The organism is Bacillus sp. H1a, from assembly GCF_000633475.1.
Classification (GTDB): domain Bacteria; phylum Bacillota; class Bacilli; order Bacillales; family Bacillaceae_G; genus Bacillus_A; species Bacillus_A paramycoides.
The window spans coordinates 94,117-106,942 of record NZ_AYMH01000019.1 but is presented as its reverse complement, the minus strand read 5'-3'; the positions used below and the strand labels follow the sequence as shown (position 1 = coordinate 106,942).

The window sequence follows — 12,826 nt, the reverse complement described above, 5'->3', positions numbered from 1 at the left end:
ATTGAAATGTCTAGTAAAGATAAAAACTTAACCCCTGTACAACAGGAATATAAAAAATTCGAGCAAGAACGGGAGCCCAAGCGTCCTGTCTTGAAAAATTGTATAAAAGCTTTTTTCGTCGGTGGTTTTATTTGTTTAATTGGACAGTTTATTTCTACTTTTTACATCACATATTTTGATTTCACTGAGCGTTCAGCAGGAAATCCAACAGTCGCAACTCTTATTTTTATCTCGATGTTACTAACTGGATTCGGTGTATATGACCGCCTCGGACAATTTGCTGGAGCAGGCACAGCTGTACCTGTTACTGGATTTGGAAACTCGGTAATCGCAGCCTGTATCGAACACCGGACTGAAGGATTCGTTCTTGGTGTTGGAGGTAACATGTTTAAACTAGCTGGCTCTGTTATTTTATTTGGTGTATTTTCTGCTTTCGTCATCGCACTTATTAAAACGATTCTCGTTCAATGGGGAGGGCTATAAATGTTACACGGACACCGAACGTGGGTATTTGAAAACAAACCAGTCATTATCTCAACCGGGGTAGTCGGTGGACCATTTGAAGCAAAGGGAAATATCCCTGAAGACTTCGACACCCTCCATGAAGATTTATGGCTTGGACAAGATTCTTACGAAAAGGCACATAAAATTTTATTTGAAGAAGCTTGTAGCCGCGCTACCGAAAAGGCAAAACTTCGTAAAGACGATATTCAATTCGTACTCGCAGGAGATTTAATTAATCAAATAACTCCAACGAGCTTTGCATGTCGTACACTCGGAACACCTTATCTCGGATTATTTGGAGCTTGCTCTACTTCTATGGAAGGATTAGCACTTGGGGCAAGCATTGTAAATGCAAAAGGGGCGAAATATTTATTAACTGGAGCATCAAGCCATAACGCTGCCGTAGAAAAACAATTCCGATATCCAACTGAATACGGTGGTCAAAAACCTCCTACTGCCCAGTGGACAGTGACCGGTGCAGGCGCAGCTATTTTAAGTGACACTGGATATGGTCCACAAGTAACATCCGCAACAATTGGTCGCGTTGTCGATATGGGATTAACTGATCCATTTAATATGGGTGGCGCGATGGCCCCAGCGGCTGTCGATACGATTGAAGCCCATTTACGCGAACGACAAATTGACGCCAGTTACTACGACTTAATTGTAACAGGTGACCTTGGACATGTTGGTCGTGAAATTGCCTACGACCTACTACATAAACATGGAACAAAAGTAACGAGCGAGCAATTCCAAGATTGCGGAATCATTATTTATAGAGACGGGCAACCTGTCATAGCTGGTGCAAGTGGCCCGGGATGTTCTGCAACAGTCGTGTACGGTCATTTATTAAATCGAATGAAAAGGGGAGAATTTAATAAGATACTTGTCGTTGCAACAGGTGCTTTACTATCTCCGCTGACATTCCAGCAAGAAGAAACAATCCCCTGTATCGCTCACGCTGTTTCGATTGAATTTGGAGGTGCAACGCAATGATTTTTTTCTGGGCTTTCGTCATTGGTGGACTTATATGTGTAATTGGTCAACTGATGTTTGATGTCGGTAAGTTAACGCCAGCTCATACAATGGCAACACTCGTTGTTATCGGCGCAATATTAGACGGGCTTAATCTTTATGAACCATTAATTGATTTCGCTGGGGCCGGAGCAACCGTACCAATTACAAGCTTCGGTAACGCCCTCGTTCACGGTGCGATGGAAGAAGCGGCTAAACATGGAATCGTCGGTGTCATTACCGGTATGTTTAAAGTAACGAGTGCTGGTATATCCGCAGCTATTATTTTCGGATTCATCGGTGCATTACTATTTAAACCGAAAGGATAAGAGGTGTTTGTATGACTGTTATCGCTAGCGTAAAAACTTGTCTTGCTAGTGTAAGGGGCGCTCAAGCAAGTTTAAGCTCCCTTTCATTAAATTCACAAGATGAAGAAGCAAAACGCGTATTTCATGAATGTATGTTAGAAATGGACAGCGTTATCGCTGATTTAAAGGATAGAATTTCAGTATTAGAACGTGAAGAACCTCAATATAAAGGGTTTTAAGTAGACTGGAGGAATTTACTATGTCTCACCTACCCGAATGGACACTTGTCATTCTCCGCTCTGTATTCATATTAATCATTTTATTCGCTATTACGAAATGGTTAGGGAAAAGACAAATCTCTCAGCTCTCCTTTTTTGAATACATAGCCGGAATGACAATCGGTGACATCGCTGCCCAAGTATCTACAGGGCTCGATTCAAAATTTTTCCACGGTGTCTTTGCGATACTCATTTTCGCTGTGGTACCTTTTTTCACAGGAATCCTCTCCTTAAAGAACAAAACAGCTCGGGACTTCTTTGAAGGGAAATCTACCGTATTAATAAAAGATGGAAAAATACTCGAAGATAACTTAAAGAAAGAAAAATATACAAGTGACGAATTACTTGAACTACTCCGAGGAAAAGATGCGTTCAGCGTAGCTGATGTTGAATTTGCAGTATTAGAACCGAGCGGAGAGTTAAATGTATTACTAAAGAAAGATCGCCAACCACTCACAGCAAAAGACATCGGCTTAAAAGTACCAAATGAAAAAGAAACACAAACTGTTATTATGGATGGAAATGTACTAGATGAACCTCTTTCTGCTAGCGGACATAACCGCGCTTGGTTACATTCAGAATTAGAAAAACTTGGTGTTGTCATTGAAAATGTCTTTCTCGCTCAAGTTGATTCATACGGACAGCTTACTATCGACATTTACAATGATAAACTCCAAATGCCATCCCCTCAAAACAAACCTTTATTATTAGCATCTTTAAAAAAATGCCATGCTGATCTTGAATTATTCTCTTTAGAAACGAAATCAAAATCAGCGAGTGATATGTATAGTAAAAACGCGGAACAAATCGAGAACATCTTAAATAAAGTAACCTATCTTTTAAAAGAATAGGTAATGAAAGAACGCTTCTATATAAAAAGCGTTCTTTTGCCTTTTGTACAGCTTTAATCACGTTTAAATTTATGTAATTCGGTTATGATGTTGAAGATACATAAGCAGGGAATTTCAAAAACATAGCGAATAAATCATGGTACAACTACATATTTTTTTGATTTAAAGTGGTTTCGTTTGACCTTTATTGACCATAATTGTATTATAAGACTAAGAAAGCTTTCAAAGGAGGAAATAACAGATGAATTTAATTCCTACAGTAATTGAACAAACAAATCGTGGAGAACGCGCTTACGATATTTACTCTCGACTATTAAAAGACCGCATCATTATGCTTGGTAGCGCAATTGATGACAACGTAGCAAACTCAATCGTTTCCCAGCTTTTATTCTTGGAATCTCAAGATCCAGAAAAAGATATTCACATCTATATCAACAGCCCTGGTGGTTCTATCACAGCAGGTATGGCAATTTACGATACAATGCAGTTTATTAAACCACAAGTATCAACAATCTGTATCGGTATGGCTGCATCTATGGGTGCATTCTTACTTGCAGCAGGTGAAAAAGGAAAACGTTTCGCTCTTCCAAACAGTGAAGTAATGATTCACCAACCACTTGGCGGAGCACAAGGTCAAGCGACTGAAATTGAAATCGCTGCAAAACGTATCCTATTCTTACGTGAAAAATTAAACCAAATCCTTGCTGACCGTACAGGTCAACCACTTGAAGTTTTACAACGCGACACAGACCGCGACAACTTCATGACAGCTGAAAGAGCTTTAGAATACGGTTTAATCGATAAGATCTTTACAAATCGTTAATAACTAAAAGCGGAAGCGCCCTATCAACAGGGCGCTTTTTTATATCATGTAATCCCCTGTTCACATACCCAATCTAGTATTCGAACAAATATATCGACTTACCGACAATTCCCGACAAACGCAAACCATCCACATACCCCGCTAATTGTTAACATACACCAATCGGACTACTCCCAAAATAACAAAATAAAAAACTATCGCGCACGCGCGATAGCCTTTTATTGCACATATGCAGCTAATGCTTCTAAAGCTTCTTCTGCATCTGAACCTTCTGTTGTAATTGTTATCATGCTACCCGTTCCGATTGCTAAGCTCATAATCCCCATTATGCTCTTTGCGTTAACTGCCTTTCCATCTTTCTCGATGAAAATATCAGAATGAAAACGATTTGCCTCTTGTACAAACAACGCAGCCGGACGTGCTTGTAAGCCGTTTTTTAATGAAACTTTAACCCGTTTTTTAACCACAGCTCCATTTCCCCTTTAACCTCTTATTTTTTTACTACCGTTTCTCCCGCGCGTAATTTCTCTGCAATCTCATCGATTTTACGCAAACGATGATTAATACCCGATTTACTAATTTTCCCCCCGGATACCATCTCGCCTAACTCTTTCAATGTTACATCTTGATAATCTATCCGTAACTGTGCAATTTCTCTTAGTTTATCTGGCAAAATATCAAGACCAACCGTCTCATCAATATAGCGGATATTCTCAATTTGCCTTAATGCTGCACCAATTGTTTTATTTAAATTGGCCGTTTCGCAGTTAACTAAACGATTTACTGAATTACGCATATCGCGAACAATTCGAATATCTTCAAATCTTAAAAGCGCATTATGGGCACCTATAATATTTAAAAACTCTGTAATTTTCTCAGCTTCTTTCAAATACGTAATGTACCCTTTTCTTCTTTCCAACGTCTTACTATTTAAATCAAATCCGTTCATCAGTTCACATATAGAATCATTATGTTCCTTATATAACGAAAAGATTTCTAAATGATAAGATGATGTTTCTGGGTTATTTACTGAACCACCTGCTAAAAATGCACCGCGTAAATACGATCGTTTACAACATTTCTTCTCAATTAATTCCTGTGATATATTTCGAATAAACGAAAAATCATCTCGAACAATGTGAAGATCTGCTAGTATTTCGCGAGACTTCTCAACAAGCCGCACGATATATACATTATTTTTCTTCAATCGCATTTTTTTACGAACAAGTAATTCTACAGTCACATCATATCCTTTTTTCAAAAGCGTATAAATCCTTCTTGCAATTGCTGCATTTTCCGTTTGAATATCGATAGATAGGCGACGATTTGAAAAAGAAAGCGATCCGTTCATTCGAAGCAACGCCGATAATTCTGCTTTCTCACAGCATTCCTTCACTTCAAGATTGGTCAACTCTTTCTTTGTTTCTGATGCAAATGACACAGTCAACACCTCCTTATACTATTATTGTGGAACAAAAATCTTGTCCTATATGAATGAGGAGCGTTACCTCATCAAGAGATAACGCACATTTATAACAGTGAATATAAAATAGAAGCTAACTTTAATGTATCATGTCTTACAACACGATCATCATACTTCGCTAATTGATCTTGAATTACATCAATACCATTTTCAGCAAAACGGTCTTCATCCACTACAACTGGTTCCGACATTTCTTCCTCATATAACTTACGTAATTCACAAGGGATATCACGATTATTTACAATTGCAGTATCAATAAACGGTTTACCTAAATGATCATGCAACGCCTGCACATGATCAAACGCAGTATAACCCATCGTTTCACCCGCTTGCGTCATAACATTACATACATATACCTTCTTCGCTTTTGCAGCAAGAACAGCGTCCCCAATTTTGTTAACAACTAAATTCGGTAATATACTCGTGTACAGACTTCCTGGACCGAAAACAAGCAAATCAGCTCGTTTAATTTCAGTCAACGTTTCATATAGCGGTTCTACATCTTCTGGAGTTAAAAAGACACGATTAATCTTCTTCCCGAAATAAGGGATCTTTGATTCACCTGTTACAATTTCTCCATCTTCTAGTTCTGCATGAAGCACCGCACTTTGATTCGCTGCTGGCAATACACGTCCTCTGACATTTAATACTTTACTCGTTTCCGTAATCGCATGGTAAAAGTCTCCTGTAATCGAAGTCATACCTGCCAATAGTAAATTTCCTAACGCATGACCTTTCAATCCGTCTCCAGTTGTAAAACGGTGCTGAAATAAAGCTTCCACTAATGGTTCTACATCCGATAACGCAACAAGTACGTTACGAATATCACCTGGAGGTGGAATTTCTAACTCATCACGTAGTCTACCTGAACTGCCTCCATCGTCGGCTATCGTTACAACTGCTGTAATATCAACAGGATATTGTTTTAATCCTCTTAATAAAACAGAAAGTCCAGTTCCTCCTCCCATGATGACAATTCTAGGTTTTCTCTCTTTTTTCATCCCTTAATGGCCCTTTCTCTTCTCCACATCACGATGAGATACATGAACGCTATACTCTGGTTTCAAATGTTTCCCAAGGTACTCTGTAAGCGTAACAGAACGATGTTGTCCACCTGTACATCCAATCGCAATTACAAGTTGACTCTTACCTTCTCTTTTATAATGAGGCAGCATGAAAGTGATAAGGTCCGTCAATTTCTCTAAAAACTTATGTGTTTCATTAAATTTCAACACATATGACGAAACTTCTTCATCTAGTCCTGTTAATGGCTTCATATGTGGAATATAATATGGATTTGGTAAAAAACGCACATCAAATACTAAATCAGCATCAATTGGAATTCCGTACTTAAATCCAAACGACATAACATTTACACGGAATGCTTGCTCAGTTTCTGTTGAGAACAAGTGAACAATTTTTTCTCGTAATTCTTTCGGTTTCAAATCAGATGTATCAAGCACAATATTCGCTCGCGCCTTCATATCAGTTAATAAACTACGCTCTGCTTCAATTCCCTTTAACGGCAAGCCAGTTGGCGCAAGTGGATGCGAACGTCTCGTTTCTTTATAACGAGTTACAAGTGTGCTATCTTTCGCATCTAAAAATAAAATATGAGGGATAATCCATGTGCGTTCTGATAAATCATCAAGTGCTCCCCATAAATATTCAAAAAACTCTCGGCCACGTAAATCAATACCGAGTGCAACTTTATTCATTTTTCCTTTTGAATCTGCCATAAGTTCAATAAACTTCGGCAATAACATCGGTGGTAAATTATCTACACAAAAATATCCTAAATCTTCAAAACTTTGTAACGCTACCGTTTTTCCAGCTCCAGACATTCCTGTAATAATTACCATTTTTATATCATTATTCTCTGTCATCGTATCCTCTCCTTGAAGGTTTAACTCGGATCTAATCGATATGAAAGCAACTCAAAATCTGGGGTATATACAAATGTACCGTAGATTATACCATTCCCTTTAATTAAATAATCAATAATGTGATAATCTCCTGGTGCCATTGCTAAATCATCAATTTTATCAAATGTATGCCAACCAATGATGCCTTCTTCGCTCTCTAATTTGTTTTCTCCTGCAAAATCTGTTGCTAAAAAGGAGAACATCATCCATTCAGAAACAACCTTATCACCTTCTTGGATGACAAAGGTGAAGACCCCCTTTAACGTTGGGTTCTTTAAATAAATACCTGTTTCTTCACGATACTCGCGAACAACTGATTCTCTTACCGTCTCACCACGTTCCATCTTTCCACCTGGTGCAACCCACCAATTTCGGCGAGGTTTTTGAAGTAAGAGTACTTCATTATCTCTAATTAACACACAGTTTGTCACTCTTTGCATGTTTCTTCACCTCAGCTACTTGCAGCAAAATTTCTCACTGCATACTCATTTCATTATACTATCAAAAACAATTTGCTACAACGAAGGAGCCAGTCCCCTTTCGCCAAGCACATAACATGAAACAATTGTAAAAAAGCTTTCTATAACAAGCAATCTAAACGCTCTGATTCCCATTAAAACGCATAAAAATCCCCTTAACGATTTTTATCATCAAGGGGATTAAAGTACTTATTTCTTACCGAAATAAGTAACAATCGCAAATCCTAAAATAAAAGTAATGATTGAACTTACAACTGACATTCCACCAGTCGGAATGCCAGGGAACACAATTACAATCGATCCGATAACAAGTCCAATAATTGCTGCAAACGTCATACTCCTATAACGCTCTAATAGATAACTAATTCCTTTACTACTTACAACAAATCCAGCCATAACTCCGGCACCGATAACCACGATTAATGGTAAATTCAATGTAGTTAAAGCGTTAATTGCTGTTGGATACACACCAATAATTAACAAAATAAACGATCCACTAATTCCAGGAAGAAGCATAGCCATACTAGCCATCCATCCTGCGAAAAATAAACCAATTGTATTTAAAACTGTTAACGTCGTAATCGGATCTGCCGCTTTATCCGGCTTGAAGAAGGCCGTTATAGCTACAAGAATTGCTGCAATTACCAATACGACGATATGATTTCCTTTAAATGTTTCTTTCGCATCAGCTTCTCTCATTAACATTGGTAAAATGCTAATAATTAAACCGAGGAAGAAAAACTGGGTTGGTTCATAATGATTTGCAAGTAAGTATTTAATAACATGACTTAATGTCAAGAACGCTGCCGCTACACCAGCTGCAAGTGGAATCAAAAACCCTAAATGTTTTTTCCATTCACGACTAAAGAAACCGCTAATTGCTGCAAGCAATTGTTCATAAATCCCTAACACAACAGCGATTGTTCCGCCGCTCACACCAGGAATTAAATCACTAACGCCCATACAAAATCCACGATATATATTACGCCATTCCATACTAAATAAATTCCTCATTTCTTATAGTGATTTTTTCCGTAAAGTCCAGTATATCAATAAGAAAGCTTATAATCCTAATTGTTTTTGACGAAATTTTGACATTTTTACATAAAAAAAGAAAGCTCCTATCGGTAGCTTTCTTCTCAAAAGGTATATTACCCCTTATTTTTCTGTTGCAGTTTTTAGTTCCTCTAATAATTCTTCTACATAGTGTTGTGCACTTTGTGCTGCAATACTGCCATCGCCTGTTGCAGTTACAATTTGACGAAGCATTTTTTCGCGAACATCACCAGCTGCGAAAATACCAGGAACTTTCGTTTCCATACGCTCATTCGTTTCAACATAACCATTTTCATTTGTAATACCAAGCTCAACAAACGGTTTTGATAATGGTAGCATACCGATGTATACGAAAACGCCGTCAGTTTTGACTTCTTGTTCTTCACCGCTGTTTACATCTACAAGTGTTACACTTCCTACTTTACCATTTGTATCGTTAATTTCTTTTATAGTGTGATTCCAAATGAAATCTACTTTCTCATTTTGGAAAGCACGATCTTGTAAAATTTTCTGTGCACGAAGAGTGTCACGACGGTGAACGATTGTTACTTTTGATGCGAAGCGTGTTAAATATACACCCTCTTCAACAGCAGAGTCTCCCCCGCCAATTACAACAAGTTCTTTCCCTTTAAAGAATGCGCCATCACATACTGCACAATATGATACACCGCGGCCGCCAAGTTCTTTTTCACCAGGCACACCAATTTTTTTATATTCTGCACCGCTTGCAACGATAATTGCACGTGCTTTATATTCTTTTTTACCAGCTACAATTGTTTTGTACTCTTTACCATCGATGACTTCTTTCACATCACCGTATGCATATTCAGCACCAAATTTCTTCGCGTGCTCAAACATTTTATTTGATAGATCTGGTCCTAAAATAGACTCATAACCTGGATAGTTTTCTACATCTTCCGTATTTGCCATTTGTCCGCCTGGAATACCGCGCTCAAGCATCAGTGTGCTTAAATTCGCACGAGATGTATATACTGCAGCTGTCATACCAGCTGGTCCTGCACCAATAATAATGACATCATAAATTTTTTCTTCTGACACACTATTCACTCCTATTCATTCATACACGTTAAGTTAACCTCATTATACTGTTAGCATCATTTTTTTCCCAATGATTTGCTTATCTTATGTGTGCGTACGCTTAACAGCCTGCACATACTTTCGTACAGTGGCTACAGATACATTATATACATTTCCAAGCTCCGCCTGTGTCATCTTATTTCTTTGTTCGCCACGCACAATATATTCAATTGCTGCTGACCAACCGTACACATTTGTAAAGATTGCCCCAGATGTATATAAACGTATGAACGTACAAAACCAAAAATGTAAACACTCTTCGATTAATTCATCATCTTTTTTCGTATAATTGTATAATGCATCCGCGATTCGCACGCACTGTTCAAATTGCTGTAAATCAGCCGGAATGCTTTTATGACTATTAAGTAAAAAGAAATACTTTGCAAGTTGCGATACGATTGGAACACCATTTTTCGCTTGCGTTACATCAAAGAAGAAACCAACCTTCTCTGGCGTTGACAATTCATTCATTAAATATAAAGCTAGCATTTGCTCTTCTAGCGTCGCGCTTTGCTGAAATGATTTTCGTAATTCTTCAAATAAAAGGTTTTGCCCCTCATCTTCTAAATTCAGTGCATTCCACGGTTCTTTTCCCTTTTTATCAGGATGCAATTCTACAACATGTTGCCACATCTTTTCAGCTACTTGCTGATCTTCCACCATATAAGCAGAGTATGCAAACCAATAATAGAAACTAACGTCTCCTTCGTATCCTTGACGCTTTAATACTTTGAACCATTTATATGCATGTTCGAAATGACCGATTGTTGCAAGTGTTGTTCCAAGTTTCAAACGGTGCTCAAATGAAATTGGATATACCGAAACTAACTGCCCTGCTAATGTCTCTACTTGCTTATGCTCTCCAATTGAATATAGAAAAATAAGCGTATTACAAAGCGCATGCATATTACCAGGGTTTTTCTCTAAAATCATTTCTGTTAACTTGAGCGCTTGATCTACATTACCTGATTGAAAATGTGCAATCGCTAAATTATTATGGCCCGACCAAAATTCTGGATATTCTTTCGTAACAACTTCTAGTGTAGCAATGGCCTCTTCTAATTGTCCGTTACGAATGTATCGATTCGCCTCTTCCTGCATGACAATTAGCTCATCTTCATCCTCAATCTCTTCCGGACCCATTGCTTCCTCTTCCATAATCTCAAGCAATTCTAATGTATCTTCTATGAATTCCTTCTCCACCGCAACTTCTAAATAACGCTCTGCATACTTCTTCGCCTGTTGAAACAAGCCCATATACGCATAATTATTTGCAATAAAATAATAGCATTGTTCAAGTTCCGGGTTAGATCTAACAAGCTTTAGAAATGTTTGATTCGACTCTTGATATTCACCAGCTTCAGATAACGCTATTGCTAATTGGCATAAAATAAACGGCTCCTTCTCGCTTTGTGCCGCTCTTCGAAAATATTTAATTGCATCTTGCAATTTTTGCCCTTTATAAGCCCTCATCCCTTTTTTATAAAAGAAATCCGCTAATTGATTAAAAGAGATAACTTGTCCGTTCTCCTTATATATTCTTTGATTTTTCCCCATATATCCTCCAGTTTTTTGTTTTCTTCGTTCACACATTCTTTTATCTATAAGTATAAACGATTCCGTAAAAAACAAAACAGTATATTATAATCAATTATTTCCTTTTTATTCATAAAAAGAGAAGGGAAATGTTACATTTTTAACATCAGCCTTCCCTAGCAGCCATTTCTTCTTTCGTATAAATAATACGCATTGGATTTCCGCCTACGAAAGAGCCGGCTGGTACATCTCGATGGACAAGTGTACCAGCTGAAATGATGGCGCCATCTCCAATCGTTACACCTGGTAAAATCGTCGTATTTGCTCCAATCATAACTTCATTCCCTATGACGATTTCTCCAAGCCGATACTCACGAATTAAATATTCATGTGCTAAAATCGTCGTATTATAGCCGATAATTGAATTGTCTCCCACAGTAATCTTTTCTGGAAACATAATATCTGGCATTACCATAAGTGCAAACGATGTTTTCTTTCCTACTTCCATCCGTAAAAACGTTCGATACAACCAATTTTTCACGGATAAAAATGGCGTGTAACGTGCGACTTGGATAATAATAAAGTTTTTCATTACCTTCCAAAAAGAAACAGTTTTATACACATTCCACAATGAATTTTCTCCTGAAACAGGGTAGCGCGTTGTCCGTCGCACTTAACTCTCTCCTCTACTCAGATAAAGTGAAACTTTAATCAGCGGGAGCTTTTTTTCCCACTGATTATTAGCCTTCATCAATCTGGCTTTTACAGGCAAACTTCCCACATAACTTCCTTACTACCCGTTAATGCGGGACAAAATCGGTAGTAAATCACTCATTTTATCTAGCACATAATCTGGTTTATACGCTTCTAAATATGCTCTACCTTTTAATGTCCATGAAACCGCTGCTGTTTTCGTACCTGCATTTTGCCCACCGACAATATCATGATGATTATCACCAACCATCAATGTTTCTTCTGGTTTTGCCTCTAATAATTTCAACGCTTTTTGAAGCGGTTCTGGATGGGGTTTTACATGTTCCACATCATCAATTGTCACGACCACATCAAAAAATTGATCAAGTTTCGAAAGCTTTAATCCCATTTCAACCGTCTGTCTCGCCTTCGTTGTAACAATGCCGATTTTATAACCTTGCTTCTTCAATTCTTGAACAGTTTCATATACAGTTTCATATTCTTCTACTAATTCATCATGATGCTCGTGATTAAATTGGCGATAACATGTAATCATCTCTTCAACCTTGCTTGCATCAATCTTACTAAAAGTATCGTGCAAAGATGGACCGATAAATGACAATACATCTTCTCGCTTATACTGATTTGGATAATAGGTATGTAACGTATGTAAAAAAGAAGAAATAATAAGTTCATTTGTATTAATTAACGTTCCATCTAAATCAAATAACACTGTATTTATTTTCATCATCTCTAGTCCTTTCGCTGCCCGAATATG

The 12,826-nt window shown here is 37.8% G+C and carries 16 protein-coding genes; 6 read left to right on the top strand and 10 right to left on the bottom strand.

Annotated features, from left to right (window positions below):
• Positions 1-6: 6 nt before the first annotated feature.
• From spoVAC to clpP, 6 genes are all read left to right on the top strand, one after another.
• Positions 7-483, top strand: a complete 477-nt coding sequence (gene spoVAC, locus U860_RS0108750; protein WP_025148225.1) for a stage V sporulation protein AC — start codon at positions 7-9, stop codon at positions 481-483.
• Positions 484-1,500 carry a stage V sporulation protein AD gene (gene spoVAD / locus U860_RS0108745; protein ID WP_025148224.1) on the top strand — a complete coding sequence of 339 codons (1,017 nt, stop codon included), beginning with the start codon at positions 484-486 and terminating at the stop codon, positions 1,498-1,500. It begins immediately after the preceding gene.
• Entirely contained in the window at positions 1,497-1,847 is a 351-nt protein-coding gene (gene spoVAE / locus U860_RS0108740; RefSeq protein ID WP_002174175.1) for a stage V sporulation protein AE, read from the top strand. The genes spoVAD and spoVAE overlap by 4 nt, the downstream gene beginning before the upstream one ends.
• 11 nt (positions 1,848-1,858) lie before the next feature.
• Positions 1,859-2,065: a DUF1657 domain-containing protein gene (locus U860_RS0108735; protein WP_002174176.1), complete on the top strand. Its 207-nt coding sequence runs from the start codon at positions 1,859-1,861 to the stop codon at positions 2,063-2,065.
• Positions 2,066-2,085: 20 nt separating this feature from the next.
• On the top strand, positions 2,086-2,955 hold the full coding sequence (locus U860_RS0108730) for a DUF421 domain-containing protein (protein ID WP_025148223.1): 870 nt from the start codon (positions 2,086-2,088) through the stop codon (positions 2,953-2,955).
• Between the two features lie 241 nt (positions 2,956-3,196).
• Entirely contained in the window at positions 3,197-3,778 is a 582-nt protein-coding gene (clpP, locus tag U860_RS0108725; RefSeq protein WP_001049156.1) for an ATP-dependent Clp endopeptidase proteolytic subunit ClpP, read from the top strand.
• Between the two features lie 218 nt (positions 3,779-3,996).
• On the opposite strand, the gene U860_RS0108720 is transcribed toward clpP, so the two are convergent.
• From U860_RS0108720 to ppaX, 10 genes are all read right to left on the bottom strand, one after another.
• Positions 3,997-4,245 (bottom strand): HPr family phosphocarrier protein, encoded by a 249-nt coding sequence (locus tag U860_RS0108720; RefSeq protein ID WP_002174178.1) that lies wholly within the window; start codon positions 4,243-4,245, stop codon positions 3,997-3,999.
• 23 nt (positions 4,246-4,268) lie between these two features.
• A complete protein-coding gene (gene whiA / locus U860_RS0108715; RefSeq protein WP_025148222.1) occupies positions 4,269-5,219 on the bottom strand; it encodes a DNA-binding protein WhiA in 951 nt (316 codons plus the stop codon).
• An 89-nt stretch (positions 5,220-5,308) separates the two neighbouring features.
• On the bottom strand, positions 5,309-6,262 hold the full coding sequence (locus tag U860_RS0108710) for a YvcK family protein (RefSeq protein ID WP_025148221.1): 954 nt from the start codon (positions 6,260-6,262) through the stop codon (positions 5,309-5,311).
• A 3-nt stretch (positions 6,263-6,265) separates the two neighbouring features.
• Positions 6,266-7,147: an RNase adapter RapZ gene (gene rapZ / locus U860_RS0108705; RefSeq protein ID WP_025148220.1), complete on the bottom strand. Its 882-nt coding sequence runs from the start codon at positions 7,145-7,147 to the stop codon at positions 6,266-6,268.
• 20 nt (positions 7,148-7,167) lie between these two features.
• The gene (locus U860_RS0108700) at positions 7,168-7,626 is read right to left on the bottom strand and encodes an 8-oxo-dGTP diphosphatase (RefSeq protein WP_025148219.1); all 459 of its coding nucleotides are present in this window, start codon (positions 7,624-7,626) and stop codon (positions 7,168-7,170) included.
• Between the two features lie 228 nt (positions 7,627-7,854).
• Complete coding sequence (locus U860_RS0108695) at positions 7,855-8,661, bottom strand: DUF368 domain-containing protein (RefSeq protein WP_025148218.1); 807 nt, start codon at positions 8,659-8,661, stop codon at positions 7,855-7,857.
• Positions 8,662-8,823: 162 nt separating this feature from the next.
• Entirely contained in the window at positions 8,824-9,780 is a 957-nt protein-coding gene (trxB, locus tag U860_RS0108690; protein WP_002174182.1) for a thioredoxin-disulfide reductase, read from the bottom strand.
• Between the two features lie 84 nt (positions 9,781-9,864).
• The gene (locus U860_RS0108685) at positions 9,865-11,376 is read right to left on the bottom strand and encodes a tetratricopeptide repeat protein (RefSeq protein WP_025148217.1); all 1,512 of its coding nucleotides are present in this window, start codon (positions 11,374-11,376) and stop codon (positions 9,865-9,867) included.
• Positions 11,377-11,521: 145 nt separating this feature from the next.
• Positions 11,522-12,028 (bottom strand): acyltransferase, encoded by a 507-nt coding sequence (locus U860_RS0108680; RefSeq protein ID WP_025148216.1) that lies wholly within the window; start codon positions 12,026-12,028, stop codon positions 11,522-11,524.
• Between the two features lie 120 nt (positions 12,029-12,148).
• Positions 12,149-12,796 carry a pyrophosphatase PpaX gene (ppaX, locus tag U860_RS0108670; RefSeq protein WP_025148215.1) on the bottom strand — a complete coding sequence of 216 codons (648 nt, stop codon included), beginning with the start codon at positions 12,794-12,796 and terminating at the stop codon, positions 12,149-12,151.
• Between the last annotated feature and the right edge of the window lie 30 nt (positions 12,797-12,826).